Genomic DNA, 26,078 nt, shown 5'->3' on the forward strand with positions numbered 1-26,078 from the left:
GCCGTACGCCGGGCGATGTCCCCGCGTCGCGCCGCCCCGACCCTGACGAACTCCCCGAGAGGCCCTGAGAGACCATGACCCGCAACCTCGCCCGCCGACGCACCGTCGGCGCCGTCTCCGCCGTCGCCGCGCTCGCGCTCGTGCTCACCGCGTGCGGCGCGAACGAGCAGGACGACAGCACGACCGGCAGCCCGACCGCCGTCCAGAAGGGCGGCACGCTGCACATCCTCACGTCGGCGCCCTCCGTGAACTGGGACCCGGCGACCAGCCAGAACCTCGCCATCACCACGCTCGGGCTCGTCGAGCGCCGCCTCACGGCGTGGCAGACCAACCCCGACGGCAGCACCGAGGTGGTGCCCGACCTCGCCACGGACACCGGCACCGCCTCCGACGACGGCAAGACCTGGACCTTCACGCTGAAGGACGACGTGACGTTCGAGGACGGCACGCCGATCACCGCCCAGGACGTCAAGTACTCGGTGGAGCGCTCGTTCGCCCCGGAGCTGTCGGGCGGCCTGAGCTACCACAAGAGCCTGCTGGCGGGCGGCGACGACTACACCGGGCCGTACGACGGCAAGGAGCTCGACTCGATCGAGACGCCCGACGAGAAGACGATCGTCTTCCACCTGGACAGCGCCTACGGCGACTGGCCGTGGATCGTGTCGATGCCGGCCTTCGGGGCGGTGCCCGAGGCGAAGGACGACGTCTCGACGTACGCCACGAAGCCGGTCGCGACCGGCCCGTACACGGTCGCCGAGACGAAGGAGGGGACCTCGGTCACCCTCGAGCGCAACAAGAGCTGGGACGCGGCGACGGACGACGTCCGGACCGCCGGCCCCGACTCGATCGTGTTCGAGCTGGGCCAGGACGAGACCGTCGTGGCGCAGCGCCTCATCGCCGACGCCGGCGACGACCAGAACGCGTTCGGCGCGACCTTCGTCCCCGCCGCCCAGCTCGCCCAGGTCCAGAACGACGCCGCCGCCAAGGAGCGCCTCGTCACCTCGGGCCCGGGCGCGCTGGCGTACCTCGCGATCAACACCCAGGCGGACGGCCTGGACGACGCGAAGGTGCGCGAGGCGATCGAGTACGCCGTCGACAAGCAGGCGTTCCTCGTGGCCTCCGGTGGTGCGATCGCCGGTGACATCGCCACCACGCTGATCACCCCGGGGATCCCGGGCCGCGAGGACTTCGACCTGTACCCGGCGGACCCCTCCGGCGACGCGGACAAGGCCAAGGGCCTGCTGGCGGACGCCGGCTGGAAGGACCGCACCCTGCGGCTCGTCGTCCAGGACGACCCGACCTCGCGGGCCCAGGCGCAGGCGGTCCAGCAGGGCCTGGCGAAGGCCGGGCTCACGGTGAAGATCGTGCCGCAGGCGTCGGAGGTGTGGACCCAGACGGTCACCCAGGGCGACGGGTCGGGCTACGACCTCACGCTCTCGTCGTGGCAGCCGGACTTCCCCAGCGCGAACGGCAACATCCAGCCGCTGTTCGCCACGTCCCAGATCGGCAACGGCGGGTACAACCTGTCGCGCTACTCGAACGAGGACGTGGACGCGCTCATCGAGCAGGCGACCGCGGAGACCGACGCCGACGCTGCGGCCGGCATCTGGGCCCAGGCCGACAAGGCGATCCTCGAGGACGCCCCGGTGGTCCCGCTGATCTACACGAAGAACTCCTTCCTGCACGGTTCCAAGGTGCAGAACTTCGAGATCCCGGACTTCCCGGCCTACCCGAACTACCTCAAGGTCTCGCTGGCCCAGTGAGCACCGACACGCGCGACGGGCAGCCCCTCCTGCAGGTGGAGGGGCTGTCCGTCGTGTTCGAGGACGCCGGCGCCGCCGCGGTCGACGGGTCGTCCTGGGCCCTGCACCCCGGTCAGGTGACGGCGCTGGTGGGGGAGTCCGGTTCCGGGAAGTCGGTCTCCGCGATGGCGGTGCTCGGTCTCCTGCCGTCGAGCGCCACCGTGACGGGCAGCATCCGGTACGCCGGCGCCGAGCTGGTCGGCGCGAGCCCGGAGGAGTTCCGGGCGGTGCGCGGTGCCGTGTTCTCCCTGGTCTCGCAGGAGCCGATGAGCGCCTGGAACCCCGTGCTCACGGTCGGCGACCAGGTGGCGGAGGCCGTGGGGGCGCACGCCCGCGTGCCCCACGCTGCCGCGCGCGAACGCGTGCTGGGGCTCCTGCGGGAGGCCGGCCTGTCCGAGCCGGAGCGGATCGCGCGGTCCTACCCGCACCAGCTGTCGGGCGGGCAGCTGCAGCGCGCCCTCATCGCGATGGCGCTCTCGCAGGACCCGGTCGCGATCGTCGCGGACGAGCCGACCACGGCGCTCGACGTCACGGTGCAGGCCGACATCCTCGACCTGCTGCGGCGGCTGCGCGACACCCGCGGGACGGCGGTGCTGCTCATCACCCACGACATGGGCGTGGTCGCGGACCTCGCGGACGACGTCGTGGTCATGCGCGACGGGCGGGTGGTCGAGCAGGCGCCGGTGCGCGAGCTGTTCGCCGCGCCCCGCCAGGAGTACACCCGGACCCTGCTCGACGCCGTCCCGCACCTGGGGCGGCTCGCGCAGGAGCCCGCCACGGTCCGTGCGGCCGCGACGCCTGCGACACCCACGACGCCCGCGCACGGCGCGACGGCGGACGTCGTCGTGCTCGAGGACGTCGACGTCGTGTACCCCGGCGGCCGCCGCCGTGCCCCCGTGCGCGCGGCGGACGGCGTGAGCCTGCGGATCGCCGCGGGCGAGGTCCTCGGCCTGGTGGGGGAGTCGGGCTCGGGCAAGTCCACGCTGGGCCAGGTGGTCTCCGGGCTGCTGGTCCCCGACCGGGGTCGGGTCGTGGTGGACGGCCTCGAGCTGGCCGGGGCGCGGCGGGCCGACCTGCGCGCCGTGCGCCGCCGCACGGGGATCGTGTTCCAGGACCCGGCCTCGACCCTCAACCCGCGCTGGTCGGTGGGGGCGTGCGTGGCCGAGCCGCTGCGGCTGCACCGCACCGGGAGCGAGGCGGAGAACCGCGCCCGGGTGCTGGAGCTCCTCGACATGGTGGGTCTCGGCGCGGAGCACGCCGTGCGCTACCCGCACGAGCTCTCCGGCGGGCAGCGCCAGCGTGTCGCCATCGCCCGCGCCGTGGCCCTCGACCCCGCCGTGCTGGTGGCCGACGAGCCGACGAGCGCGCTCGACGTCTCGGTACAGGCCCGCGTGCTCGAGGTCTTCGCCGAGCTGCAGTCGCGCCTCGGGTTCGCGTGCCTGTTCGTGTCGCACAACCTGGCCGTGGTGGAGCGGGTGAGCGACCGGGTCGCCGTCATGCAGGCGGGCCGCATCGTCGAGACCGGTCCGACGGCGCGCGTGCTGGGCGCGCCGCAGGAGGAGTACACCCGCAGGCTCGTCGGGGCCGCGCCGGTCGCGGACCCGGACCTCCAGGAGCGCCGGCGGCGGGAACGGGCAGGCGCCTGACCCTGTCCCGTCCCCGATTCTCTGACTAGAGTCAGAGACATGGGAGACATGCAGGAGGGCGCCGCGCCGGACGGCGTGGACGGGCAGGTGGCTGTCGTGCGCCGGTTCAACCGGAGCTACACCCAGCGGGTCGGTGCGCTCGAGGACTCGTTCCTGGGCACCGGGCTGCCGCTGGGCACGGCGCGGCTGCTGTTCGAGGTCGGCACCGAGCCGGGCACCACGCGCGACCTGCGCGCCCGCCTCGGGCTGGACTCCGGGTACCTCAGCCGCCTGCTGCGGCGGCTCGAGTCCGACGGCCTCGTCGCGGTCGTGCCCGACGCGGACGACCGGCGGCGGCGCCGTGTGGACCTCACGCCCGCGGGCCGGCGCGCCTGGGACGACCTGGAGCGCCGGTCCGTCGACCGTGCCCGCGACCTCGTGGCGCCTCTCACGCCGCGCCAACGGGCCCGGCTCGCGGCGGCGCTGACCGAGGCGGACCTGCTGGTGCGGGCCGCGACCGTCGCTATCGAGCGCGTGGATCCGGCGTCGGACCTCGCGCGCACGGCGGTGGCGGCGTACGTGGCCGAGCTCGACGAGCGGTTCCCGGGCGGGTTCGACCCGGGCCCGGCCGCGAGCGCGGCCGACCCGGACGCCGCGAGCCTCGCCCCGCCGTCCGGCGCGTTCGTCGTGGCCACGAGCGACGGCGAGCCGGTGGCCTGCGGCGGTGTGCGCACCCTGTCCGGTGCGGCAGCACGAGGGGCGGACGGGGGCGTGGGCGAGGTCAAGCGGATGTGGGTGCACCCCGGCTGGCGTGGGGCCGGCCTCGGGTCCCGCCTGCTGCGCCACCTGGAGGGGGTGAGCCGCGACCTCGGCCATCACGAGGTGCGGCTCGACACCAACGGGACGCTCACCGAGGCGGTCGCGATGTACGAGCGGGCCGGCTACCGACGCATCGCGCGCTACAACGACAACCCCTACGCCGAGCACTTCTTCGCCAAGCACCTGGCGTGACCGCCGGGTCGCGCGGCCCGGATCGGGCCGGTACCAGGTACCTGGTCGGTGGGCGGGGATAGGGTCGGGACATGCCTTCCGGTCTCACCATCGGCTATGCCGCGATGCTCGAGCAGTTCCACCCCACCGACGTGGTCGAGTACTCGGCCTACGCGGAGGAGCACGGCTTCTCCGGCGTCATGGCGGCCGACCACTTCCAGCCCTGGGTGCCGCAGCAGGGCGAGGCCGCCTTCGTGTGGAACGTCCTCACGGCCCTGGGCGAGCGCACCCGCGGCGACCTCGGCCCCGGCGTCACGGCCCCGACCTTCCGCTGGCACCCGGCGATGGTGGCGCAGGCGTCGGCGACGCTCGCCGCGATGTACCCCGGCCGGCACTGGCTGGGCCTGGGGTCGGGCGAGGCGCTGAACGAGCACGTCGTGGCGGGCTACTGGCCCGAGGCCCCGGAGCGGATCAACCGCATGTTCGAGGCCATCGACATCATCAAGAAGCTGTTCGCGTCGGGGATCGACGGCAAGGACGTCAAGCACTCCGGGCAGTACTACAAGATGGAGTCCACGCGGCTGTGGACCATGCCGGAGGTACCCCCGGAGATCCTGGTGGCCACGGCCGGTCCGATCACCGCCAAGCGCGCCGGCAAGCACGCCGACGGTCTCATCACCGTCGGGGCGCCGCTGGAGAAGATCGAGATGCTGTTCGGCAAGTTCGACGACGGTGTGCGCGAGTCGGGCCGGGACCCGGAGGGCATGCCGAAGGTGCTGCAGGTGCACATGTCGTGGGCCGCCACCGACGAGGAGGCGCTCGCCAACGCCATGACGGAGTGGCCCAACGGCGGCATGAAGTTCCCGAAGGCCGACATCCGCTCGCCGCACGACTTCGCACAGATGGCGAAGCTGGTGCGCCCGGAGGACTTCGAGGGCCGCATGGTGATCAGCGCCGACCCGGACGAGCACCGCGCCGCCATCCAGAAGTACGTGGACCTCGGCTTCGACCGCATCTACCTGCACAACGTGGGTCGCAACCAGAAGGAGTGGATCGAGGTCTTCGGCCGCGAGGTGCTCCCGAAGCTCGCGCGGTGACCGCGCGGCTGTCCGCGTGGGCCCCTCCCGGCCTGCCGGAGGTCCGTCCCGGGGACGACCTCGCCAGGCTGGTCGGCGACCTGCTGGACGCCACCGGTGCCGACGCCCTCGTCGAGGGTGACGTCGTCGTCGTGACGTCGAAGATCGTCTCCAAGGCGGAGGGACGCGTGGTGCGCGCCGCCGACCGCGAGCAGGCGATCACCGACGAGACGGTGCGCGTGGTCGCGACACGCGAGCGGCCCGGCGGTGCGGCGCCGCTGCGCATCGTGGAGAACCGGCTGGGCCTGGTCATGGCCGCTGCCGGGGTCGACGCCTCGAACACGCCGGAGGGGACCGTGCTGCTGCTCCCCGAGGACCCGGACGCCTCGGCCCGTGCGCTGCGGACCGCCCTGCGCGCACGGTTCGGTCTGGACCGGCTGGGCGTGGTCGTCACCGACACCGCGGGCCGACCCTGGCGGGACGGTCTCACCGACATCGCGATCGGCGCGGCCGGGGTCGACGTGGTCGACGACCTGCGCGGCGGCGTGGACATGCACGGCCGTCCGCTGTCGGTGACGGTGACAGCCGTCGCGGACGAGGTGGCGGCCGCCTCCGAGCTGGTGCGCGGCAAGGCGGACGGCCGCCCGGTGGCCGTGGTGCGGGGCCTCGCGCGGCACGTGCGCCCGGGGGAGGGGGCCGACGCGGACGGGCCTGGGGCTCGCTCCCTGGTGCGGCCCAGCGCCGACGACCTCTTCCGGGAGGGCAGCGCCGAGGCCTACGCGCGAGGCGTCGCCGCCGGTCGCGCGAGCGCTGCGGGCGACGCCGGCTAGGGAGATTCCGCTCGCACCGGCCGGGCCTGGTCGCCTACGGTGCCCGCATGCCTGCCCTCGAGAGCCCCACCGGCGTCCCTGGCGACTGGATCGAGCACTGTCGCCCCGACGACCGCGAGGCGCTGGGGTGGTTGCGCCCCGACGGCGAGGACTGGGTGGCGGTGTCCCTGCTCGGCCGGGACGTGAGCGGGCCGCTCGACTGGACCGCCGCCGAGGAGGCGCTCGAGGCGACCGGCCTGGCGTGGATGGCGGAGGTGTGGGCGCTCGAACGTGACGGGGCCGACCCGCTGCGGGTGCGGCTCGTCGAGGTCACGCCCGACCGCGTGGTGGTCCAGACCGACGACTTCGGTGCCATCGACGCGACCGTGGAGCGGTTCGAGCTGCCCTGGCCGGCGCCGGACGCGCTACGCCCCCGCCGCGAGGGCGACCCCGACGGCCGCGTCCTCTTCGCCGGCTGACCGGCGACCTGCCAGGCGGCTCAGCCGGCGTCCGTGGTGCCCTCGTAGAGGCCGATCCGGTTCCCGTCCGGGTCCTGCAGCACGGCCCACCAGCTGGTCGGGCTGATCTCCGACTTCTCCATGAGCACCGTGCCGCCCAGCTCGGCCGCCTTCGCGAGGGCGTCGTCGATGGAGTCCACCTCGACATAGCTGCGAGGCTGGTCGAACCCGTCGCTGCGGGGCGCGAGGCCGCCGCCGCTGATCTGGTTGGGGGCACGCCACATCGGGTAGTCCTCGAAGCCGGGCGGTGCCTGGATCTCCCACCCGAACAGGCCGGAGTAGAAGCCCTTGGCCCGCTCCTGGTCCGCCACGGGGATGTCGATGTGCGTGATGTCGCCGTGAGCCATCGTCGTGCTCCTTCGTGGGTCGCCGGGGCGGAGGTCGCCCCGCTCCCACGCTAGGCACGCGTCGGCGTACCTGCGACCCTGCTGCCATGACGACGTCTCCCACGCCACCCGCGCCGACCCCGAACCCGACCCTGGACCCGGCGCCCGTCGACCTGTCCACGCCGCACGGTCGGCGGACGGCGGAGCGGCTGCGCACGGAGGAGGTGGTCTGGCTCACCACCGTGGACGCCGCGGGGACGCCGCAGCCCACGCCGGTGTGGTTCCTCTGGCGCCCCGACGGCGCGGGCGTCGGCGAGATCGTCCTGCTGTCCCGGCCTGGCACCGCGAAGCTGCGCAACGTGCGCCGCTCCCCGCGGGTGGCGCTGCACTTCGGCACGGACGAGGTGGGCGACGACGTCGTCGTGCTGCTCGGGCACGCCACCGTCGACGACGGCGGCCTGTCGGCCGACGAGGCGGCCGCGTTCGACGCGAGGTACGCCGGTCCGGTCCGTCGCCTCGGCACGACGCCGGGGGAGTTCCGGGCGGACTACGGCGTCCTGCTGCGCGTGGTGCCCGACCGCCTGCGCGGCTGGTGAAGGTGCTTACAACTCCTGCTCCGCGGGCGGCACGACCGTCGTCGGCGTCCCGCCCGTGATGCGCACCAGCTCGTCGAACGAGGTGGGGAACACGGTCTTGGCGTGGCCGGCCGCCGCCCACACCACCTCGTGTCCGCGCAGGTCCTCGTCGACGAGCGTGCGCACGGGGGCGGGGTGGCCCACGGGTGCGACGCCACCGATCACCTGACCGGTGGCCTCGCGCACGGTGTCCTTGTCGGCGCGGGCCAGGCGGCCCCCGAGCCGCGACCCCAGGAAGTCGGTGTCCACGCGGTGCGCGCCGCTGGTCAGGACGAGGACGGGCACGCCGTCGAGCGTGAAGACCAGCGAGTTCGCGATCGCGCCGACCGGCACGCCCAGCGCCTCGGCCGCGCGGGCGGCCGTCGTCGCGTGGTCGTCGAGCCAGCGCACCTCGCCGTCCGCGCCCGCAGCGCGAAGGGCGGCGCGCACCCGGTCGACGGCGGGGTGGGACGGCGCGGGACGGGACGCGTCGTCGGTGCGGGTGTCGGCAGCGGGCGAGGGGGCAGCAGGGGCGACGGCGAGCGCGGGCTCCGGCGCTGCGGGGAGCTCGTCGGCAGCCGTCACGTCGTCGCCGGAGAGCCAGCGCAGCCAGACGGTGCGGCGGTCCCCCTCGAGAACGAGCGCCCGGACCAGGAGGGTCAGCGGGATGGCGAGGATGGCGCCCAGCGGGCCGATGACGAACGTCCAGAAGACGACGGACACGAAGCTGAGGGTGAGGCTCAGGCTCACCGCGTCGGAGACGAACTTCGGCTGCACCAGCACCTGCAGCACCACGTTGACCACGCAGTAGACCGCCGCGACGGCGAGTGCCAGCGGCCAGCCGCCGACGACGAACGCCATGATGACGGGCGGGATCAGGCCCAGCACGAAGCCGATGTTCGGGATGAAGTTGGTGACGAACGCGAGGATCGCCCACACGACGGGTGCGGGGACGCCGAGCAGCGCGAGCGCGAAGCCGTCCACGACGGCGACGACCGCGCCGAAGGTCGCGTTCACCACGAAGTAGCGCCGCACCCCGGAGCTGAACCGGGTGGCGCGGGCGATCTGCGCGCCGTGGGTCGCGCCGAACACGCGGGACGCCGTGGAGTAGCGGGCGGCGTCGGCGGCCATGAAGATCGCGTACGCCAGGACGAAGAAGAGCGCCGTCCCGATCGACAGGGCGATGCTGCCCACGCTCCCCGCCACGGCGAGCACGCGCGACGGCTCGAGGAACGACGTGGCGGCGTCGGCCATCTGGGCGTCGAGCCCGAGGGCGGAGAGCTGGGCCGCGACGTCGTCGACGGACTGCTGCAGCTCGGACAGGTAGTCCTGCACCAGGCCGCCGAACTGGAACCCGGCGAACACGAGCATCGCGATCAGTGCCGCGAGGATCAGGTACGCGACGACGATGACGGCCGTCGTCGCGAGCCACCGCGGCCAGCCGCGCGCCTCGAGCGGGCGCCGCACCGGGTGGCAGATGATGACGATCACCGCGGCGAGGAAGACCGGGGCCAGGACGTCCCGCGCCCAGTACATGCCCGCCAGCACCAGGACGGCCGCCCCCAGGGACAGCAGCGTGCGGGTCGCGGGGTTGAGGCCGTCGTGGTCGGTGGTCGGGGTGCCGGGAACGGTCGCCGGGGTCGAGGTCACCCCGTGACCCTAACGACAGCCGCCGCGGAACGCGGGCCCGGGCACGCCTGTCAGATCCATCGCTTGCCGCGGAACACCGCGAACAGCGCCACGCTCACGCCCAGCATCGCGACGAGGGCCGCGGGGTACCCCCACGACCAGTGCGTCTCCGGCATGATGTCGAAGTTCATCCCGTAGACGGTGCCGACCAGCGTCGGGGCGAACAGGATGGCGGCCCAGCCGGAGATCTTCTTGACCTCCTCGCCCTGGCGGATGCTCACCTCGGTCAGATGGGTCATCTCCTCGTTCTGCCGCTGGGCCACGAGGGTGGCGTTCACGGTGAGGATGTCGCGCAGCGCGGCGCGGAACGACTCGACCCGGTCGGCGACCTCGGTGAGGTGGTCGGCGACGTCGCGCAGGTAGGCCTGCATCTCCTCGGTGACGCCGTACTTCTCCGCGCCCTTGGCGAGCGAGGCGCACACGCGCTGCAGCGGGCGCACGGCCCGCTGGAACTCGACGACCTCGCGGGACAGCTCGTAGATGCGGCGCGACACCGACGCGTCCCCGCCGAACACCTCCGACTCGATCTCGTCGATGTCGGCGTCCAGGCCCGCGACCACGGGGGCGTAGTCGTCGACGACGCGGTCCACGATCGCGTACAGCACCGACTCCGGGCCGCGGGCGAGCATGGCGGGGTGCGCCTCGAGGTGGGTGCGCACGGCCGCGAGGTCGGGGCACGCCCCGTGGCGCACCGTGACGACGAAGTCGGGGCCGACGAACACGTGCAGCTCGGAGAACTCGACCGACTCGGTCGCGTCGACGTACCGGGCCGCGTGCAGCACGACGAACAGCGTCTCGCCGTAACGCTCGATCTTGGGCCGCTGGTGCGCCACGATCGCGTCCTCGACGGCGAGCGGGTGCAGGTCGAACTCGCGCGCCAGCTGGGCCAGCTCGGTCTCGTCGGGCCGCTCCAGGCCGATCCACGCCATCCCGCCGGGGCGGGAGCGCAGCTCGCGGAACACCTCGGCGAGGCGGGTGAAGCTGGCGACCCGGCGCCCGTCGGCGTCGTAGAGCGCGGCCTCGACGATCGACGACCGGCCGGGCAGGTCGCGCCGGTCCAGGCGGTCGGCGTCGGCGCGGTCGGCGTCGCGCCCGAGGCGACCACCGGCCCCCGCGGCGGGGTTGGCGCGGCGAGGGCGCAGGGCGCCGAGCAGGGGGCGGGTGCGGACCGTGCGGGCGCCGCTGGTGAGGGCAGGGGTGACGGACATGGCGGACTCCGAGGGCGTGCAGGGACGAGGCGGACGTGCGTCGGTCCCGCGACTGCGGCTCGGCAGGGAGCGCCCGCGTCAGGTCCGGGCCAGGGCCTCGGACGGGTGGCGTGCGGTGGTGCGACGCGGTGTCTGCGCGCGTCGCGGCCGCCCGGACGTGCCGGGCGGGGGAGCCGTCAGTCGCGGCTCGGACTACTGGGAGGCTCGCTACGGGTCATGTGCGTGCACCTCCCTCGTCGTGTGCGGCGTCCGCCGCTGCTGCTGCTCAGGCCGCCGCCCAGCATATCCGCGCCGGAGCGCTCCGGCCACGACCCCGGCGCCCGAGCGGGGTGATCTCCGCGACGTCGTCCCCGGCGGCCCGATCAGCGGCGCGGGTCGACCAGCACCATCCCGGTGCGCGGGTCGTCCCGCAGCCCGGGCAGGAGCCGGGCACCCTCCTCGAGGCCGACGACGCGGTCGACGAGGTCGCCGGGCCGCAGGGTGCCGTCCGCGACGCGTGCCAGCATCTCCGGGTAGTCGACCGCCGCCATGCCGTGGCTGCCGAGCACGTCGAGCTCCCAGCCGATCACGCGGGACATCGGCACCCGCGGGTGACCGTCGACCGGCGGCAGCAGCCCGACCTGGACGTGCCGGCCGCGCCGCCGCAGGCTGCCGATCGCGTCCGCGCAGGTGCGCTCGCTACCGACGGCGTCGACGCTCACGTGGCAGCCGCCGGTGAGGGCGTGGACGGCGGCGGGCACGTCCACGCCGTCGCCGGCGAGCACGGTGTGCGCGGCCCCGGCCCGGCGCGCAGCCTCCAGGGCGCCGTCGTGACGGTCGACGGCGACCACGTGCGCGCCGAGCGCGGCGGCCACCATCACGGCGCTCAGGCCCACGCCGCCCGCCCCCACGACGACCACCTGCTCGCCGGCGCCCACCTGGGCGCGCCCGACGACGGCACGGTAGGCCGTCGCGAACCGGCACCCGAGGCCCGCGGCGGTGGCGTCGTCGACGCCGTCGGGCAGGGCCACGAGGTTCGTGTCGGCGGCGTGCAGCACGACGAGCTCCGCGAACGACCCGGCGTGCGTGAACCCGGGCTGCGTCTGGTCCGGGCACACCTGTGCCTGGCCGGACCGGCACCAGTCGCAGCGCCCGCAGCCGCACACGAACGGCGAGGTGACGCGGTCGCCGACCCGCCAGCGCGTCACCCCGTCGCCCACCGCGGCCACGACGCCGGCCAGCTCGTGGCCAGGCACGTGGGGGAGCGTGGTGATGTCGGTGTCGTGCCCGGCCCAGGCGTGCCAGTCGCTGAGGCACAGGCCGCTGGCGTGCACCCGCACCACGACGCCGCCGGGCGGGGCGGCGGGGTCGGGCACCTCGCGGACCGTGACCGGCCCGCCGAACTCGTCGAACGTCATCGCGCGCACCGGCCGATCCAACCACGCCCCGTACCGCCCTCGGGAGGGTCGCCCCCCGGCGCGCCCGCGGGTCACGATTGGGCCACGGACCCCGCGCACGACTAGGTTGCGCGCGTGATCCAGACCCGGTCGTGGGCGACGTCGCTCGCGTGCACCCTGTTCCTCCTCGTCCTCGCGGCGCTCGCCGTGTGGTCGGTGCTGCCGCCGGCACCGCGGGCCGCCGACACGGCCGCGGACGAGTTCAGCGCCGAGCGCGCGTTCGCGACCGTCGAGGCGATCGGCACCGAGGTGCACCCGCACGGCACGGCCGCCGCGGCCGCCGTGCGCGACCAGATCGTGGCCGACCTGCGGGACCTCGGGCTCGACCCGGACGTCACCGAGGGCGTCGGCATGTCCGGGCGCCTGGGCGACCAGAGCCGGGTCGCCGCCACGACCAACGTCGTCGCCACGATCAAGGGCACCGACTCCACGGGCCCCGTCTTCCTCGTCGCCCACTACGACTCGGCCGAGGTGTCGCACGGCGCCAACGACGACGGCGCCGGCGTGGCGACCCTGCTGGAGACGGCGCGCGCCCTCGGCGCCGGCGCACCCCTGCGCAACGACGTCGTCCTCGTGTTCACCGACGCCGAGGAGGCGTGCCTGTGCGGGGCCGAGGCGTTCGCGCACGCCGACCCCCGCGCCGCGGGCGGCGGCGTCGTGGTCAACGTCGAGGCCCGCGGGTCCTCGGGCCCGGCGATCATGTTCGAGACGTCCGACGGGAACGCCGCCCTCGTCGACGCGTACGCGAAGGTGCCGTACCCCGTCGGCAGCTCGCTCGCCGTCGAGGTCTACCGGATCCTGCCGAACGACACGGACTTCTCGCCGTTCCTCGACGACCCCGCCGGCCGGTTCACCGGACTGAACTCCGCGTACATCGACGGCTCCGCGACCTACCACGCGCCGCAGGACACCCCCGAGCGGATGTCGCTGGCGAGCCTGCAGCACCACGGGTCGAACGCCCTCGCCCTCGCCCGCGAGCTCGGGAACGGCGACGCCGCGGCGCTCGCCGAGCCCGCCGCCGACGACGCCACCTACTTCCCGCTGCCCGGCCGCGTGCTCGCGCGCTACCCCGGGTCGCTCGTGTGGCCCCTCGCGATCGTGGCCGTCCTCGCCGTCGGCGCGCTGGCCGTCGTCCTGGCACGCCGCGGCGACGTGCGCGGGGAGCGCACCGGCGCAGGCCGCCTCGCGCTCGGCTTCGTTTCCGCGCTGCTGCCGCTCGTCGGCGCCGTCGCCGGCTCGATGGCGCTGTGGTGGTTCATGACGCTCGTGCGGCCCGGCTACGCCGAGATGCTCGACCCGTGGCGGCCGTGGGGGTTCCGCGTCGCCCTGCTCGGCATCGTCGCTACCGTGGTCACCGCCTGGTTCGTCGGCCTGCGCCGCTCGCTGGGCGGCCCCGCGCTCGCCGTCGGGGCGCTCGGCTGGCTCGCCCTCCTCGGCGTCGTGCTGGCCGCGGTGACGCCGGGCGGCTCCTACCTCGCGGCGCTGCCGGCGCTCGCGGGCGCGCTCGCGGGCCTGGTCGCCGTCACGGTGGCGCGCGGCACCGTGGGCCGCCGGGTGGCGGTGACCCTCGGCGCGGCGGTGGGCGTGGTCGTCCTCGTGCCGATCGTGCTGCTGTTCTTCCCGGCCCTGGGCCTGGCCACGGGCGCCGCCCCGGCCGTCGTGGCGGCGCTGCTCGGCCTGGCCCTCACGCCGGTCCTCGCGCTGCTGCTGCCGCGTGGTCGCCGCCTCGCGGTCGGCCTGGTGGGGTCGTGCGCCGCGGTGGCCGTCGTGGCGCTGGCGGTGGGCTTCGTCGTCGACCCGTTCGACGCCGAGCACCCCGAGCCCACGCGCCTCGCCTACGCGTTGGACGCCGACACGGGGACCGCGCACTGGGTGTCGGACGAGGCGACGCCCAGCGACTGGACCTCGCACTACGTGAGCACCGAGACCGACCTGTCCGAGAAGTTCCCCATGTTCGCCGAGGAGGTCTGGGCCGGCGACGCCGAGGCCGCCGACCTCCCCGCACCGGTCGTGGAGGTGTCGGACACCGTGCCGGACGGCGACGCCCGCCGGCTCACCCTCCGGGTCACGCCCGGGAAGGGCGAGCAGATCGGCACCAGCGACGCCCTGCGCTACGTGCAGCTGAACGCCCGGGGCGTCGAGGCGGCGACCGTGGCCGGGCGCAAGGTCCCCGTCGACGACGGCGTCCTCGACACCCGGTTCTACGCGCCCGGCGAGGACGGGTTCGAGGTGGTCCTCACGGTCCCGGCCGGCCAGCCGCTCGACCTGCGCGTCGTCGCTGCCGGCGGCGGCCTCGAGGGGCTCCCCGGGTTCGTCGAGCGGCCCGCGGGCGTGGGCGTTGCCGGGGAGCACACGTCCGAGCTGGTGCTGGTGGGGACGTCCGTCCGGCTCTGACGGCGGGCCGAGCGGGTCGCAGGGCCGGTCACCCCGCAGGCTCCGGGCGGGCGACGGCGTCGGCGAGCTGCTGCGGCGCCTGGATGCAGTAGGAGTCCGTCAGCAGCTCGGCCATCTCGTCCCAGTCGGTCGCGTCGTCGAGCACGACGCCGACGACGTTGCTGCCCCAGCCGGCGCGGAAGTACGGGCCGCCGAGGTGCTCGAAGGCCTGCACCTCCTCGGGGTCGGCCCGGAACGTGACGCGGAACCGCTGGTCCTCGCCGCCGAAGACGTGCGCCACGGTGGCGCGGCGCACCCGCCAGCGGACGCCGGTCCACGCGCCCTCCTCGGCGCACTCCGGGAACCGGAGCAGGGCGCGCAGCCGCTCCACGAGCTCGGGCGGGACGTCAGGGCGGTCGGGCACACGACGAATGTGCCACGCCCGTCCGACACCCGGGCCGACCCGCGGGGCAGCGTGCGGGCCGGGTCAGCCCAGGCGGGCGCTGAGCACCAGCTCGTCGCTGCCGACGTCGAGGCGCACGTCCGTGAGCCGGACGCCGGGGGGCAGCGCGGCCGCCAGGTCGTGGCGCTGGTTCGTGGCGGCCTCGACGCGGCCACGCACGACGCCGAGCATGGCCGCGACGAGCGGGTTGCCGCTGGAGATCCGCACGTCACCCACGGTGAGCACCATCGCCGCGTCGATCGACGCCGAGGCCGTCGCGGACACCGCGGCCGAGAGGAAGCCCTTGCGGACCTTCGCGTCGATCCGCAGGCCGGCCGCGCGCGGGCCGTGCGAGTCGATCTGCACGTCCAGGCCGCTGAGGGTGATGCCCTGCGACTGCAGCGACACCGCCAGCAGGCCGTGCACCGTCGCGACGAGGCCGGCGCGGGAGACCGCGACCCGGGCCTGCCCGGTCACGGGGTGCGCGTCGTCCGGCTCGACCGTCCCCACACCGACCTGCCCGTCGGTCCCCTCCACCCAGACGAACCGCAGCCCCGCGGCCTCGACCAGGACGTCGACGGGCAGGTCGACGGCCGTCAGGGGGTGGGCCTCGACACGCACGTGCCGCACCGTCCCGTCCTCGCGCGACACGACCGCGGGTGACCACGTCATGCTCGGCACCTTCTGCTGGGCGCCGAAGGCGACGCCGGTGAGGTCCACCTCGAGCGAGGCCACGTCGGGCCCGTCCAGCGCTGCCGCCACGCGGGCCCGGTCCAGGCCCGTCGTGCCCGTGCCGGCGGCCTGCGCCGCCAGGGAGCGCAGCCGGTCGGCGAGGTCGGTCCCCGTGCGGGGTCGGGGAGCAGGGCCGAGCGAGACGAGCTGCGGTGAGGTCATGCCGGCGAGCCTAGTGCGAAGCCGTGAGGTGCGACGGGGAGGCCGGGTCGCGACCCGCCACCGTCAGTGCGCCAGCAGGTCGGCGCCGATCGACGCCGCCGCGAGCTGGCCCGCCGCCATCGCCGCGGTCACCGAGCTCACGGGCATGGGGAAGTCCGCGGTGTGCGCGAGGTCGCCCGCCGCGAGAACACCAGGGAGGCTGGTCCGTGCCGTCGCGTCCACGGCCACGCACCCGGACGCGCGCAGCTCCAGGCCGAGCTGTGCCGCGAACGGAGCCGACTGGTGCAGCGTCGGAGCGACCATCACGCCGCCGAGCTCCTCCGGCGCGGCACCGTCCAGCACGGCGCGCGCCCCCGGGTGGCCGCCGGGCAGCGTCACGGGCTCCAGGCGGAGCACCTTCTCGGGCCGGACCGCGACGCCGCGCGCGGCCAGCGCCGCGGCGAGCTCCGGGTCGACGTCGGCGCCGTCGGCGAGGACGACGACCCGGCTCGCGATGCGCTCGATCAGCCCGGCCACGTGCGGGGCGTGCGGGCCGGCGCCGAGGATCGCCACCGGGGTGTCGGAGAACTCGTGCCCGTGGCAGTACGGGCAGTGCGCGGCGACCGTGCCGAACAGGGCGTCCAGGCCAGGGGTGTCCGGCAGCTCGTCACGCACGCCGGTGGCGAGCAGCAGCCGTCGTGCGGCGACGTCTCCGGTGTCGGTGCGCACCACGAACCCGTCCGCCGGGCGTGCGGCGTCGAGCGGCGCGACCTCGTGCGCCGTCGCGCGGCGCAGCTCGACCGTGTCGTAGGCGGCGAGGGTCTGGTGTGCCGCGGCGCGGAACTCGGACGGCTTCGCGCCGTCGAAGCCGAGCACGTTGTGCATCGCGTCCGTGGGGTCGTTGCGGTAGACGCCGGAGTCGAGCACGACGACGTCGCGGTGCGTGCGGCCGAGCATCAGCGCGGCGGCGAGACCGGCCGGGCCGGCGCCGACGATCACGACGTCGTGCAGGGTGTCGTGCGTGTTGTGCGGCGCGGTGCCGGGGGTGGCGTTCATGGGGTCTCCTCGTGGTCCGTGGCGTGGTCGGTGGTGTGGTGGGTCGCATGGTCGGGCTTGCGTGCTGACCCCAGCCTGTGACTTCATGTCAACATGAAGTCAAGGGGTGCCGAGGACGCGACCTGGAGCGTCGGCGAGCTGGCGGAGCGGTTCGGACTGGAGACGCACGTGCTGCGCTACTGGGAGGAGGTCGGCCTCCTCTCCCCGTCGCGCGACGCCGGGGGGCGGCGCCGCTACGGGACGGACGACGTGGTGCGCGTCGCGACGATCCTCAGCTCCAAGGTCGCGGGCATGAGCCTGGAGCAGATCCAGGTGCTGCTGGACGCCGGGTCGTCCGGGCAGGGCGCGCGGGACCGGCACGAGATCCTCACGGCGCACCTTGCCGAGCTCGACCGACGCCAGGAGGAGATCGACCGCTCCCGGCACATGACGGAGCATGCGCTGGCGTGCCGGGCGCACGACATCGCGGCCTGCCCGCGCTTCCGCGAGCACGTCCAGGACCTGGTCGACGGCACCCGCACGTGGCGCGACATGCACCCGGTGGCCCTCGTCCCCGCGGGGACGCACCGATGACGGCGGGTGCGGGCGCCGCCCGCCCCGGTCCGCGTGAGCTCGGCGTCGTCGTGGGCGACCTGCCGACCGGACCGGTGAACGCGATCACGGACGTCGCGGGCGTGCGCGTGGGGCACACCACGCTGCACGACGGCGAGCGGCTGCACACCGGAGTCACCGCCGTCGTGCCTGACGTGCTCGGGGCGGGTCCTGGACAGCGTCGCTCGCTGCCCTGCGGGCTGTTCGTCGGCAACGGCTTCGGCAAGCTGGTCGGCGCGACGCAGGTCGCGCAGCTGGGGGCGATCGAGACGCCAATCGTGCTCACGGCGACCCTGTCGGCGTTCCGTGCGGCGGACGCCCTGGTGACCCACGTGCTCGCGTGGCCGGGGTACGAGGAGGTGCGCTCCCTGAACCCGGTGGTGGGGGAGACGAACGACGGGTACCTGTCCGACATCCGCGCCCGCCCGCTCACGGAGGCCCATGTGCTGGCGGCGCTCGACGGCGCGGCACCCGGCCCGGTCGCCCAGGGGTGCGTCGGGGCCGGCGCGGGCACCACCGCCCTCGGCTACAAGGGCGGCATCGGGACGGCGTCGCGCCGGGTGGACGTGGCGGGTGCCGCTCGCACCGTGGGCGCCCTGGTGCAGTCGAACTTCTCCGGCACGCTCACCGTGCGAGGCGTGCGGATGCCCGCCGCGGATCTGTTCGGCACGGAGTCGATCCCTTTGGCAGGTCTTCGTGCCGAAGGGATTGACGCAGTGCCGAACGGATCGGAGGCGATCGACGGCAACTCCTGCATGATCGTCGTCGCCACGGATGCGCCGCTCGACGCGCGCCGCCTGGAGCGCGTCGCCCGCCGGGCGGTGTTCGCCATGGGCCGCGTGGGCGCCGACTTCACCCACGGCAGCGGCGACTACGGGCTGGCGTTCAGCACCGCTGACCCGGCGCTGCCCCTCGTGCCGGACGACGCGCTGGACCCGCTGTTCGCCGCCGCCATGGACGCCGTCGAGGAGGCGCTGCTCGCGTCGGTGCTCACCGCCACGACGACGGTCGGCCATCGGGGCACGGCGTACGCCGTCCCGCACCGCCCCCTGCTCGAACGGCTGCGTGCCGCCGGGTGGACGCCGGGGCCGATGCTCTGACGCCGCACGGCGCCACCTCCGCCGAAGGGCCTGGCCAGGGTGACCGGTCGAGTCCGGCGAGCGTCGTCAGCCCTGCTTCGCAGCCTTGGCCGCCGCCTTCTGCGCCTTCTTGAACGTGCGCACCTCCGCCAGCGACTCCGCGCTCGTGACGTCGGCGATCGACCGCCGCGACCCCTCGTCGCCGTAGTGCCCCGCCGCCTCCTGCCACCCAGTAGGGCGGATGCCGCGCTGCTTGCCCAGCAGGGCCAGGAAGATCTTGGCCTTCTGCTCCCCGAAACCGGGCAGCGCGCGCAGCCGGGTCAGGACCTCGGCGCCCGTGGCCGGCCCCTCCGCGCCCGGCGACGTCCAGAGCCCGGCGACGTCGCCGTCGTAGTCGTCGACGATGGCGCGGGCCAGCGCCTGCACGCGCGCGGCCATCGACCTCCCGTACCGGTGGATGGCCGGCGGCGTGGTCGCGAGCGTCACGAACTCGTCCGGGTCGGCGTCCGCCACCGCCTGCGGGTCGATGCTGCCCAGCCGGTCGCGGATCTTGCGCGGCCCGGCGAACGCGTGCTCCATCGGGTACTGCTGGTCCAAAAGCATGCCGCAAAGTAGGGCAAAAAGGTCATCGCTGAGCAGTTGGTCTGTCTCGGCGTCGCCGGTGATCCACAGCCTTGTTGTCATGAATCCCATCGTCGACCAGACGGGGTGTGCTCGAAAACGCTTGGGCCGGAGTTCCGACTGAGAGTGAGTGGCGGCCTCACGTGCGGCGGAACGGAAGCGGGAGCCTGTGCGCGGCCAGCGCTGCTTCGTATCGGTCCAGTGACTTGTCGAGTTGCGCGACGAGCGCCTGTAGTTCGTCCCGAGCATCTGAGATCCGGCGACCTGTCACGAGCTCCAGGCTTGCTTGCACGTTCTCGCGGAGTTCATGCGGGCTGTCGCCCTGGATGAGGACGCCGGGGAAGCGACGGCCTGGCATGCGTACGACTGCGTCGTTGCCCGGATCGCTGAACAGCTCGACCTCAACTCGCTCCATACCCTCGTCTTTCGGTTCGCGGCTGCTTTTTGTGAATTGTGCGTATCGATGGCACGGTCGCGCGGCTTTAGGTGGCGATGAAGATGGCTATGTCGTCGTCGCCGTCGGCCGAACCGAAACGCCCGTAGCTCGTGTCCTTGTAGAGCCGTCCGCATCGGCAGGTGGCGTCGGCGGAAGGATCAAGACCAAGCAGGTCTTCGCACCGCATGCAACGAGCGTACAGATCGGGTCGCATGGTCCAGCCCGGTCCCGGGCCCGTGGCGCTCGGTCCCCGACCGACGAACCGATAGCCGTCGATCGACGTATCGCGGCGGTCCATGGCTAACGAGTCTGCTGGTCCAGCAGCATGCCCACCAGGAGCGCGAACATGTCGTCGCTCAGCAGCGCGTCCGTCTCAGGGTCGCCGGTGATCCACAGCGGTGCGGTCATGGGGCCATCCTGCCCTGTTCGCCCACCTGTCGTCGCTCCGCAGGTCACGTCGTCGACGGTGCATCGTCGAGGGGCATCATGGGCTCCATGCCGAGCAAGAAGCCGAGGCCGCCCTGCGACAAGAAGGCGGTCCGTGAACGCCTGGAGCGCGCGAGCCAGGAGCGGCTCGCGGTGGGCGTGCGGCGTTGGATACGCGGCGCGGACCACATCGAAGGGTTCGTGGTCGGCGTCGGTGCCCGTTGGGTGGCGCTCGCGCAGCTGGATGACCGCGTCAGCCTCGACGGCTGGACGCTGTTGAGGCTCAAGGACATCCAGGCCGTCACCGTGGAGCCGGATCACGACAGCTTCACCATCAAGGCCCTGCGTGCTCGCGCGGAATGGCCGCCGCAGGTCCCCGACGTGGCTCTCGACGATCTCCGGGGCGCAGCGACCTCCGCGGCTGCCCTCGCACCGATGAGCGCGACCTTCGTGGAGCTCGACCGACCCGACATCTGCTACGTCGGTTCGTTGGTCTCTGTCGATGACAGGAGGTTGCGTCTCCTGGAGGTCGACACGCAGGGCCAGTGGCACCGCAAGACGCGGTCGCTCGATCCCGACGACGTGACGCGCATCGACTTCGGTGGACGCTATGAAGAGACGCTCGCCCTGGTGGCCGGGCCCGCCCCCGAGGGCTGAGCGCGGGCTCGACGGCCCACCCGGTCCACACGGGGCTCGATCCCTACGACGCGTCGGCAGGTGGCCGCCGCAGCCGCCCCACCAGGAACGCCTGGATCCCGATGACGCCCGTCATCGAGCCGACGGCGCCGTCGAGCAGCCCGCGGCCGTGGTCGCCGTCGACGACGCGCAGCTCGTCGACGCGGTAGTCCACGCCCTTGCGGGTCAGCCGGTAGGACCCGGCGGCGCGGACGTTGCGGCACCAGTCGACGTCGGGGCCCCAGGGGAGGGGGTGCAGCACGAGGACGTCGCGGTACTCGCCGATCTCGACGGGGTCGCCCGGTCGCTCCACGCGGGTGTCGATCGGTGCGCGGGCGGCGAACGCGACGACGGGGGTGCGGTACTCGCGCCCGCTCTTGCGGCCCACGTGGTGCAGGGTGGCCCACGGCGGGACGCGCGAGCTGATCTTCAGGGCGTAGGGGTTGAAGCGCTTGGTGGCCTTGGCGACGGCGGGAGGCACGGGCATGCCGTCCATCCTGCTGCGCCCCGGCCCGCTCCGCTGGTTGACTGGGCCCCATGAATCTCTGGGACGTGCTCGTCGTGCTGACGGCGCTGGTCACCGGCCTGGCGGGCGGGGTGTTCGCGGCGTTCTCGACGTTCGTCCTGGCCGGCCTGCGCCGACTCGCCCCGGCCGACGCCGCGACCGCGATGGCGGCGATCAACGAGGAGGCGGTACGGCCGCCGTTCATGACGCTGTTCGGCGCGGCGGTCCTGCTGCCGGTCGCGACGGCGGTGGTCGGTCTCGCCGGCGGGGACGACGGCGCATGGTGGGTCGTCGCGAGCGCGGTCGTGGTGCTGGTGGGCATGCTGGGCGTCACCGCGGCCGGCAACGTGCCGCTCAACGACCGGCTCGCCGCCCGCCGCGACGCCGCCGGGTGGGCCGCGTTCCACCGGCCGTGGACCCGGTGGAACCACGTGCGCACCGTCGCGTGCGCCGCGTCGTGCGCGCTCGCCTGCCTGGCGCTGGTGTGACGACCACAGGGACGAGGGAACGGACGAGAGGGGAGCAGGCATGAGGATCAGGGACCCGCAGGACTGGAACAGGCCGCTCGACGCCACGGTTGCACCGGACATGACCACGGACGCCGCCGGGCAGCACGACAGCACCACCAGCGAGAGCGAGACGGCGACCGTCGACCGGCTCCTCGCCGACACGACCACGTGGGCCGTCGTCGGCCTGTCGAACAACACCGAGCGCGCCGCGTACGGCGTCGCGCGCGTGCTGCAGCAGGCAGGCAAGCGGGTCGTGCCCGTGCACCCGGGCGCCGAGACGGTGCACGGCGAGCAGGGCTACGCCAGCCTGGCCGACGTCCCGTTCCCCGTCGACGTCGTGGACGTGTTCGTCCGCTCCGAGCTCGCGGGTGCCGTCGCGGACGAGGCGGTCGCGATCGGCGCTAAGGCCGTCTGGTTCCAGCTGGACGTGATCGACGAGGACGCCGCCGCGCGGGTGCGCGCCGCCGGCCTCGACATGGTCATGGACCGCTGCCCGGCGATCGAGCTCGGCCGCCGGTAGCCCGCCGGAGCGGTCAGCGCGGCGCGAACGTCAGCACCGGCCGCCCGGTGCGCGGGTGGGTGAGCACCTCGGTGCGCACGCCGTAGACGGGGTCCAGGACGTCGGGCACGAGGACGTCGCGCACCTCCCCGGCGGCGACGACGCGCCCGCCGGACAGCAGCACCACGTGGTCGCAGTGCTGTGCCGCGAGCTGCAGGTCGTGCAGGGCCGCCAGCACCGTGACGCCTCGGTCGGCGAGACGGCGCAGCACGCGCAGCGCGTCCAGCTGCGCGGCGATGTCGAGGTGGTTGGTCGGCTCGTCGAGCAGGATCAGCGTCGGCTCCTGCGCGAGGGCCCGCGCCATGTGCACGCGCTGGCGCTCGCCGCCGGAGAGGGTCGTGACCTCACGGCCGGCGAGGGCGGCCGCGCCCACCTCGTCGAGCGCGGCCAGGGCCGCGGCCCGGTCCGCGGCGGAGTCCCCGGCGAGGAGCGAGCGGTGCGGGATGCGCCCGAGCAGGACGGCGTCGAGCACCGTGACCGGCAGCTCCGTGGACGCCTCCTGCTCGACGAAGGCGACGGTGCGCGCGCGACGGCGGCGCGGCAGCCCGAGCAGGTCCGTCCCTGCCAACGTGACGCGGGGTGCTGCGGCCCCGTCGCCGGAGGGAGGTTGCACGCCGGCGACGACGCGCAGCAGGGTCGACTTGCCCGACCCGTTCGGGCCCAGCAGACCGCTCACGGCGCCGGGCGGCGCGGTGACGTCCACGCCGTCGAGGATCAGCCGGCCTGCGGCGGACCACGAGACGCGGGCGGCGTCCAGCCCCGCACGGTCGGTCGGGCTGCCCGCCGGAGCGTCGAAGCGCGTCTCGGCCGTCATGCGATCCTCCGGCCGCGCCACAGCAGGAGGGCGAACACCGGGGCGCCGACGGCCGCCGTGACGATCCCCACCGGGACCTCGCGCGGGGCGAACACGGTGCGCGCCAGGGTGTCGGCCCAGACCAGGAACGACGCTCCGCACAGCGCCGACAGCGGCAGCAGCAGCCGGTGCCGCGCACCGGTGAGCAGACGGACGGCGTGCGGCAGGATCAGGCCGACGAAGCCGATGGACCCCGACTGCGAGACCAGGGCCCCGGTGAGGAGCGCGACGCCGACCAGCAGCAGCCAGCGCACCCGCGCGACGGGCACGCCGAGCGCCGCGGCCGCCGTGTCACCGAAGGTGAACGCGTCCAGGACCGACCCCGTCGAGGCGAGGAGCGTGCCGAGCACGAGCACCGCGACCCCGGTGATGGCGACCGACGTCCACGTCGCCCCGGCCACCGAACCCATGAGCCACGACAGGATCTCGCGGTAGGAGTCGCCCGTCGCGGACCAGAAGATGACGAAGCTCGTCGCGGCGGCGGCGAGCTGGCTCACGGCGAGCCCGGCGAGGACGGTGCGCGTGGGCGTGATGGTGCCGATCGCCCCGGCGAGCCCGAGCGCTGCGGCGAGCGCCGCCACCGCGCCGCCGAACGCCGCGAGGGGCAGCAGCACGGTCAGGCCGGCGACGAGCACGAGCACCGCCCCGAGGGAGGCGCCCGACGACAGGCCGAGCAGGTAGGGGTCGGCCAGCGGGTTGCGCGTCAAGGACTGCATGACGACGCCGCAGACCGCGAGCCCGGCGCCCACCGCCGCCGCCGTCAGGACGCGCGGCAGCCGCAGCTCCCAGACCATGCCGTCGGGCAGCGCCCCGAGCGGTTCGAGACCGAGCGACCCGCCGAGGCCGAGGTGCGTCGCGATCGAGCGCCACACGTCCGCGACGGACAGGTCGACCGGCCCGATGGTCACGGACACCAGGACGGTGCCGACCAGCACGGCGGCCGCGGCGGGCAGCCACCACGCGGCGCCGCGACGCCGCGGGGCGGACGTCGGCGGGGCCGTGGACGGCGGCGCCGGCCGTGTCTCGACGGTCACCGGTCGAGGCCCGCCAGCTGGTCGGCGAGGTCCACGACGGCGTCGACGTTGCGCACGCCGGCCTCCGACGCCGGGAACGGCACGGTGAGGTACCGGCCCTCGCGCACGGCGGTCATCCGCGCCGTGGCCGGGTTGGACTCGAGCCGCTCGATCTTCTGCTCGGCGGAGTTCCACGTCGCGTCGACGAGCACGATGACGTCGGGGTCGGCGTCGATCGCCTGCTCCCACGAGAACGAGGTCCAGGTGTCGTGCACGTCGGCCGCCACGTTCTGCAGGCCGACGGCGTCCATGATCATCTGCGGGGCCCCGATGCCGGCGCCGACGTACGGGATGTCGTCGCCGGAGGAGTACCACAGGGCGGTGAGGCCGCGGTCGTCCGGGGTGACGGACACGAGGGTCTTGCGCTGGGCGGCGACGAGGTCGTCCGCGGCGTCGGACACGTCGAAGATCGTGCCGACCTCGGCGATCTCGGCGAAGACGTCGTCGAAGGTCAGGGGGTCGGGCATCGCTCCCGGGGACTTGCACGCGGCGGGCGAGACGTAGGTCGCCACGCCGAGCTTGGCGAGCGTGTCCCGGTCGCCGGCACCGTCGGCCGTCAGGTTCGACTCCCAGCCGGCGTACACGAGGTCGGGCTCCAGCCCGAGCACCGCCTCGGCGCCGGGGACCTGGTCGGCCATCGGGCTCGTGACGGCGGGGACGCCGGCCGCCGCGTCGGCGAGCGAGTCCGGCACCGGGCCGTCGAGGAACGCGGAACCCACGATGCGGTTGCCCAGCCCGAGCGCGAGGAGCATCTCGGTGGTGCTCGACTTGATCGTCACGACACGCTGTGGCGCGGCGTCCACGGTGGTGCGGGTGTCGCAGTTTTCGACGGTCAGCGGATAGCTGGTGCCCTGGGCGCCGGCTCGGTCCGAGGCTGCGGGGGACGCGGCGGCGTCGGCGGGGTCCTGGGCGCAGCCCGCGAGGGTCACGAGGGACAGGGCGAGGAGGGCAGCGCCGGGCACGGCGGTGCGGGGGAGGCGGGGCACGCGAAAGCTCCAGAGGTGTCGTCGTCTGTGTCGTCGTCCGACGGCGCGGCATCTCGCACCGGTGGAACCGCGGCCCACAGCCCGGGTCGCGCCGACGGGCCAGAGTCGTGCCCGTGATCCGCCGCCGAGCCTAGTACGCGCCGGCGGTGCCGTGCGGTTGACTGGCGCCTGTGACCCTCCCGGCCGCTCCCGTCTCGCCCACCGTCCCTGCCGCACCGCCGGTCGACGCGCGCGCCGTGCGCTGGGGAGCGCTGCCGAACGCCCGGGACCTGGGCGGGCTGCCCACCGGCGACGGTGGCCGCACGCGCCCTGGCCGCTTCTATCGCACGTCGCGGCTCGACGACGCCGGACCGGACGGCCTGGCGGCGATAGCCGCTGCCGGCGTCCGCACCGTCGTCGACCTGCGCAACGCCGCGGAGGTCGAGCCGCTGGAGCTGCCGCCCTCGGTGGTGCGGTACGCCCTGCCGGTCGAGGACCCGGACGACGAGGAGTTCATGCGGGACTGGGCGCCGCACCTCCACACGCCCCGCTACTACCCGACCGTGCTGGAGCGTTGGCCCGGCCTCGTCGCCGAGGTGTTCCACGTGTTCGCCGCCGCGCCGGACGGTGCCGTCGTCTACCACTGCGCGGGTGGTCGCGACCGGACCGGCATGATCACCGCCCTCCTGCTCACGCTGGTCGGCGTGCCGCGACGCGTGATCGTCGACGACTACCTGCTCGCCGTCCGCGCCAACAACGAGCGCGCCGCCACGGTGCCCGGCTGGGACGAGCCGCACCGGGGGCCTGCGGAGCTCACGGCCTGGTGTCGCGACGTCGCGCGTGCGCTCGAGGAGGTCCTCGACGGGGTGGACCCCGCGGGCTACCTGCGTGCGCACGGCGTGACGGACGCGGAGCTCGCCCGCGTCCGTCACCGCCTCCTCCGCTGACC

Annotated in this window: 28 protein-coding genes and 2 pseudogenes; 14 read left to right on the forward strand and 16 right to left on the reverse strand. The window is 74.4% G+C overall.

The window, feature by feature from the left end; all coding sequences use genetic code 11:
- Window positions 1–74: 74 nt before the first annotated feature.
- The 6 genes from ACWGKI_RS07775 to ACWGKI_RS07800 all read left to right on the forward strand — a co-directional run bounded on the left by ACWGKI_RS07775 (window position 75) and on the right by ACWGKI_RS07800 (window position 6,781).
- The gene (locus ACWGKI_RS07775) at window positions 75–1,763 is read left to right on the forward strand and encodes an ABC transporter substrate-binding protein (protein ID WP_452186015.1); all 1,689 of its coding nucleotides are present in this window, start codon (window positions 75–77) and stop codon (window positions 1,761–1,763) included.
- Window positions 1,760–3,448 (forward strand): dipeptide ABC transporter ATP-binding protein, encoded by a 1,689-nt coding sequence (locus tag ACWGKI_RS07780; protein ID WP_380242327.1) that lies wholly within the window; start codon window positions 1,760–1,762, stop codon window positions 3,446–3,448. The genes ACWGKI_RS07775 and ACWGKI_RS07780 overlap by 4 nt, the downstream gene beginning before the upstream one ends.
- Window positions 3,449–3,487: 39 nt before the next feature.
- A complete protein-coding gene (locus ACWGKI_RS07785) occupies window positions 3,488–4,438 on the forward strand; it encodes a bifunctional helix-turn-helix transcriptional regulator/GNAT family N-acetyltransferase (RefSeq protein WP_452186017.1) in 951 nt (316 codons plus the stop codon).
- Between the two features lie 71 nt (window positions 4,439–4,509).
- Window positions 4,510–5,514 carry a TIGR03557 family F420-dependent LLM class oxidoreductase gene (locus tag ACWGKI_RS07790; RefSeq protein WP_380242323.1) on the forward strand — a complete coding sequence of 335 codons (1,005 nt, stop codon included), beginning with the start codon at window positions 4,510–4,512 and terminating at the stop codon, window positions 5,512–5,514.
- On the forward strand, window positions 5,511–6,323 hold the full coding sequence (cofE, locus tag ACWGKI_RS07795) for a coenzyme F420-0:L-glutamate ligase (protein ID WP_452186019.1): 813 nt from the start codon (window positions 5,511–5,513) through the stop codon (window positions 6,321–6,323). Before ACWGKI_RS07790 ends, cofE begins: the two co-directional genes overlap by 4 nt.
- Before the next feature lie 47 nt (window positions 6,324–6,370).
- Window positions 6,371–6,781 carry a hypothetical protein gene (locus tag ACWGKI_RS07800; RefSeq protein ID WP_452186021.1) on the forward strand — a complete coding sequence of 137 codons (411 nt, stop codon included), beginning with the start codon at window positions 6,371–6,373 and terminating at the stop codon, window positions 6,779–6,781.
- A 20-nt stretch (window positions 6,782–6,801) separates the two neighbouring features.
- Here ACWGKI_RS07800 and ACWGKI_RS07805 read toward each other — a convergent pair whose 3' ends face one another.
- Window positions 6,802–7,167, reverse strand: coding sequence for a VOC family protein (locus ACWGKI_RS07805; protein WP_380242316.1), 366 nt, complete (start codon window positions 7,165–7,167; stop codon window positions 6,802–6,804).
- An 86-nt stretch (window positions 7,168–7,253) separates the two neighbouring features.
- Between ACWGKI_RS07805 and ACWGKI_RS07810 the strand changes: the two genes are divergently transcribed.
- Window positions 7,254–7,742 (forward strand): TIGR03667 family PPOX class F420-dependent oxidoreductase, encoded by a 489-nt coding sequence (locus tag ACWGKI_RS07810; RefSeq protein WP_452186023.1) that lies wholly within the window; start codon window positions 7,254–7,256, stop codon window positions 7,740–7,742.
- A gap of 6 nt (window positions 7,743–7,748) precedes the next feature.
- On the opposite strand, the gene ACWGKI_RS07815 is transcribed toward ACWGKI_RS07810, so the two are convergent.
- From ACWGKI_RS07815 to ACWGKI_RS07830, 4 genes and pseudogenes are all read right to left on the reverse strand, one after another.
- Window positions 7,749–8,210, reverse strand: coding sequence for a YbaK/EbsC family protein (locus ACWGKI_RS07815; protein WP_452186085.1), 462 nt, complete (start codon window positions 8,208–8,210; stop codon window positions 7,749–7,751).
- A gap of 246 nt (window positions 8,211–8,456) precedes the next feature.
- Window positions 8,457–9,296, reverse strand: a pseudogene (locus ACWGKI_RS07820) (AI-2E family transporter); the annotation flags it as partial.
- 164 nt (window positions 9,297–9,460) lie between these two features.
- The gene (gene corA, locus ACWGKI_RS07825; protein WP_452186025.1) at window positions 9,461–10,657 is read right to left on the reverse strand and encodes a magnesium/cobalt transporter CorA; all 1,197 of its coding nucleotides are present in this window, start codon (window positions 10,655–10,657) and stop codon (window positions 9,461–9,463) included.
- Between the two features lie 362 nt (window positions 10,658–11,019).
- Window positions 11,020–12,063, reverse strand: coding sequence for an alcohol dehydrogenase catalytic domain-containing protein (locus ACWGKI_RS07830; protein ID WP_452186027.1), 1,044 nt, complete (start codon window positions 12,061–12,063; stop codon window positions 11,020–11,022).
- 105 nt (window positions 12,064–12,168) lie between these two features.
- Between ACWGKI_RS07830 and ACWGKI_RS07835 the strand changes: the two genes are divergently transcribed.
- Window positions 12,169–14,487 carry a M28 family peptidase gene (locus tag ACWGKI_RS07835; protein WP_452186029.1) on the forward strand — a complete coding sequence of 773 codons (2,319 nt, stop codon included), beginning with the start codon at window positions 12,169–12,171 and terminating at the stop codon, window positions 14,485–14,487.
- 28 nt (window positions 14,488–14,515) lie between these two features.
- Here the strand turns inward: ACWGKI_RS07835 and ACWGKI_RS07840 are convergent, their stop codons facing one another.
- From ACWGKI_RS07840 to ACWGKI_RS07850, 3 genes are all read right to left on the reverse strand, one after another.
- On the reverse strand, window positions 14,516–14,890 hold the full coding sequence (locus ACWGKI_RS07840; RefSeq protein WP_452186031.1) for an MmcQ/YjbR family DNA-binding protein: 375 nt from the start codon (window positions 14,888–14,890) through the stop codon (window positions 14,516–14,518).
- Window positions 14,891–14,953: 63 nt separating this feature from the next.
- Entirely contained in the window at window positions 14,954–15,802 is an 849-nt protein-coding gene (locus tag ACWGKI_RS07845) for a hypothetical protein (protein ID WP_452186033.1), read from the reverse strand.
- A gap of 63 nt (window positions 15,803–15,865) precedes the next feature.
- Window positions 15,866–16,837, reverse strand: coding sequence for an NAD(P)/FAD-dependent oxidoreductase (locus ACWGKI_RS07850; RefSeq protein WP_452186035.1), 972 nt, complete (start codon window positions 16,835–16,837; stop codon window positions 15,866–15,868).
- A gap of 93 nt (window positions 16,838–16,930) precedes the next feature.
- On the opposite strand from ACWGKI_RS07850, the gene ACWGKI_RS07855 reads away from it, so the two are divergent.
- Both ACWGKI_RS07855 and ACWGKI_RS07860 read left to right on the forward strand, forming a co-directional pair.
- Complete coding sequence (locus tag ACWGKI_RS07855; protein WP_380242298.1) at window positions 16,931–17,410, forward strand: MerR family transcriptional regulator; 480 nt, start codon at window positions 16,931–16,933, stop codon at window positions 17,408–17,410.
- Window positions 17,407–18,528, forward strand: a complete 1,122-nt coding sequence (locus ACWGKI_RS07860) for a P1 family peptidase (protein WP_452186037.1) — start codon at window positions 17,407–17,409, stop codon at window positions 18,526–18,528. The genes ACWGKI_RS07855 and ACWGKI_RS07860 overlap by 4 nt, the downstream gene beginning before the upstream one ends.
- 66 nt (window positions 18,529–18,594) lie before the next feature.
- Here ACWGKI_RS07860 and ACWGKI_RS07865 read toward each other — a convergent pair whose 3' ends face one another.
- From ACWGKI_RS07865 to ACWGKI_RS07880, 4 genes and pseudogenes are all read right to left on the reverse strand, one after another.
- Entirely contained in the window at window positions 18,595–19,191 is a 597-nt protein-coding gene (locus ACWGKI_RS07865; protein WP_452186039.1) for an HhH-GPD-type base excision DNA repair protein, read from the reverse strand.
- Window positions 19,192–19,267: 76 nt separating this feature from the next.
- Window positions 19,268–19,543 (reverse strand): DUF6959 family protein, encoded by a 276-nt coding sequence (locus tag ACWGKI_RS07870; RefSeq protein ID WP_452186041.1) that lies wholly within the window; start codon window positions 19,541–19,543, stop codon window positions 19,268–19,270.
- Between the two features lie 67 nt (window positions 19,544–19,610).
- Window positions 19,611–19,862: a hypothetical protein gene (locus ACWGKI_RS07875; RefSeq protein WP_452186043.1), complete on the reverse strand. Its 252-nt coding sequence runs from the start codon at window positions 19,860–19,862 to the stop codon at window positions 19,611–19,613.
- An 11-nt stretch (window positions 19,863–19,873) separates the two neighbouring features.
- Window positions 19,874–19,972: pseudogene (locus ACWGKI_RS07880) on the reverse strand (HhH-GPD-type base excision DNA repair protein); the annotation flags it as partial.
- A gap of 87 nt (window positions 19,973–20,059) precedes the next feature.
- Here ACWGKI_RS07880 and ACWGKI_RS07885 point away from each other — a divergent pair.
- On the forward strand, window positions 20,060–20,647 hold the full coding sequence (locus ACWGKI_RS07885; RefSeq protein ID WP_452186045.1) for a hypothetical protein: 588 nt from the start codon (window positions 20,060–20,062) through the stop codon (window positions 20,645–20,647).
- 43 nt (window positions 20,648–20,690) lie between these two features.
- Here ACWGKI_RS07885 and ACWGKI_RS07890 read toward each other — a convergent pair whose 3' ends face one another.
- Complete coding sequence (locus ACWGKI_RS07890) at window positions 20,691–21,152, reverse strand: hypothetical protein (RefSeq protein WP_452186047.1); 462 nt, start codon at window positions 21,150–21,152, stop codon at window positions 20,691–20,693.
- Between the two features lie 50 nt (window positions 21,153–21,202).
- On the opposite strand from ACWGKI_RS07890, the gene ACWGKI_RS07895 reads away from it, so the two are divergent.
- Window positions 21,203–21,658, forward strand: a complete 456-nt coding sequence (locus ACWGKI_RS07895; protein ID WP_452186049.1) for an anthrone oxygenase family protein — start codon at window positions 21,203–21,205, stop codon at window positions 21,656–21,658.
- A 40-nt stretch (window positions 21,659–21,698) separates the two neighbouring features.
- Window positions 21,699–22,199, forward strand: coding sequence for a CoA-binding protein (locus ACWGKI_RS07900; protein WP_452186051.1), 501 nt, complete (start codon window positions 21,699–21,701; stop codon window positions 22,197–22,199).
- 13 nt (window positions 22,200–22,212) lie between these two features.
- On the opposite strand, the gene ACWGKI_RS07905 is transcribed toward ACWGKI_RS07900, so the two are convergent.
- Genes ACWGKI_RS07905 through ACWGKI_RS07915 form a run of 3 tightly spaced genes read right to left on the reverse strand, consistent with a single transcriptional unit; the run spans window position 22,213 to window position 25,150 of the window.
- Window positions 22,213–23,052 (reverse strand): putative F420-0 ABC transporter ATP-binding protein, encoded by an 840-nt coding sequence (locus ACWGKI_RS07905; RefSeq protein ID WP_452186052.1) that lies wholly within the window; start codon window positions 23,050–23,052, stop codon window positions 22,213–22,215.
- A complete protein-coding gene (locus ACWGKI_RS07910) occupies window positions 23,049–24,125 on the reverse strand; it encodes a putative F420-0 ABC transporter permease subunit (RefSeq protein WP_452186054.1) in 1,077 nt (358 codons plus the stop codon). Before ACWGKI_RS07910 ends, ACWGKI_RS07905 begins: the two co-directional genes overlap by 4 nt.
- Entirely contained in the window at window positions 24,122–25,150 is a 1,029-nt protein-coding gene (locus ACWGKI_RS07915; protein WP_452186056.1) for a putative F420-0 ABC transporter substrate-binding protein, read from the reverse strand. Before ACWGKI_RS07915 ends, ACWGKI_RS07910 begins: the two co-directional genes overlap by 4 nt.
- A gap of 170 nt (window positions 25,151–25,320) precedes the next feature.
- On the opposite strand from ACWGKI_RS07915, the gene ACWGKI_RS07920 reads away from it, so the two are divergent.
- Window positions 25,321–26,076 (forward strand): tyrosine-protein phosphatase, encoded by a 756-nt coding sequence (locus ACWGKI_RS07920; protein WP_452186058.1) that lies wholly within the window; start codon window positions 25,321–25,323, stop codon window positions 26,074–26,076.
- Window positions 26,077–26,078: the final 2 nt, after the last annotated feature.

It is taken from the genome of Isoptericola sp. NPDC055881 (assembly GCF_053615895.1).

Excerpts from the sequence above, each read along its gene's own strand:
- ACWGKI_RS07850 (WP_452186035.1), bottom strand. The coding sequence starts at position 16,837 with ATGAACGCCACCCCCGGCACCGCGCCGCACAACACGCACGACACCCTG.
- ACWGKI_RS07785 (WP_452186017.1), top strand. The coding sequence starts at position 3,488 with ATGGGAGACATGCAGGAGGGCGCCGCGCCGGACGGCGTGGACGGGCAG.
- ACWGKI_RS07775 (WP_452186015.1), top strand. The coding sequence starts at position 75 with ATGACCCGCAACCTCGCCCGCCGACGCACCGTCGGCGCCGTCTCCGCC.
- ACWGKI_RS07855 (WP_380242298.1), top strand. The coding sequence starts at position 16,931 with ATGAAGTCAAGGGGTGCCGAGGACGCGACCTGGAGCGTCGGCGAGCTG.
- ACWGKI_RS07895 (WP_452186049.1), top strand. The coding sequence starts at position 21,203 with ATGAATCTCTGGGACGTGCTCGTCGTGCTGACGGCGCTGGTCACCGGC.
- ACWGKI_RS07865 (WP_452186039.1), bottom strand. The coding sequence starts at position 19,191 with ATGACAACAAGGCTGTGGATCACCGGCGACGCCGAGACAGACCAACTG.
- ACWGKI_RS07845 (WP_452186033.1), bottom strand. The coding sequence starts at position 15,802 with ATGACCTCACCGCAGCTCGTCTCGCTCGGCCCTGCTCCCCGACCCCGC.
- ACWGKI_RS07890 (WP_452186047.1), bottom strand. The coding sequence starts at position 21,152 with ATGCCCGTGCCTCCCGCCGTCGCCAAGGCCACCAAGCGCTTCAACCCC.
- corA (WP_452186025.1), bottom strand. The coding sequence starts at position 10,657 with ATGTCCGTCACCCCTGCCCTCACCAGCGGCGCCCGCACGGTCCGCACC.
- ACWGKI_RS07800 (WP_452186021.1), top strand. The coding sequence starts at position 6,371 with ATGCCTGCCCTCGAGAGCCCCACCGGCGTCCCTGGCGACTGGATCGAG.
- ACWGKI_RS07900 (WP_452186051.1), top strand. The coding sequence starts at position 21,699 with ATGAGGATCAGGGACCCGCAGGACTGGAACAGGCCGCTCGACGCCACG.
- ACWGKI_RS07790 (WP_380242323.1), top strand. The coding sequence starts at position 4,510 with ATGCCTTCCGGTCTCACCATCGGCTATGCCGCGATGCTCGAGCAGTTC.
- ACWGKI_RS07860 (WP_452186037.1), top strand. The coding sequence starts at position 17,407 with ATGACGGCGGGTGCGGGCGCCGCCCGCCCCGGTCCGCGTGAGCTCGGC.
- ACWGKI_RS07885 (WP_452186045.1), top strand. The coding sequence starts at position 20,060 with ATGCCGAGCAAGAAGCCGAGGCCGCCCTGCGACAAGAAGGCGGTCCGT.
- ACWGKI_RS07870 (WP_452186041.1), bottom strand. The coding sequence starts at position 19,543 with ATGGAGCGAGTTGAGGTCGAGCTGTTCAGCGATCCGGGCAACGACGCA.
- ACWGKI_RS07805 (WP_380242316.1), bottom strand. The coding sequence starts at position 7,167 with ATGGCTCACGGCGACATCACGCACATCGACATCCCCGTGGCGGACCAG.
- ACWGKI_RS07810 (WP_452186023.1), top strand. The coding sequence starts at position 7,254 with ATGACGACGTCTCCCACGCCACCCGCGCCGACCCCGAACCCGACCCTG.
- ACWGKI_RS07875 (WP_452186043.1), bottom strand. The coding sequence starts at position 19,862 with ATGGACCGCCGCGATACGTCGATCGACGGCTATCGGTTCGTCGGTCGG.
- ACWGKI_RS07905 (WP_452186052.1), bottom strand. The coding sequence starts at position 23,052 with ATGACGGCCGAGACGCGCTTCGACGCTCCGGCGGGCAGCCCGACCGAC.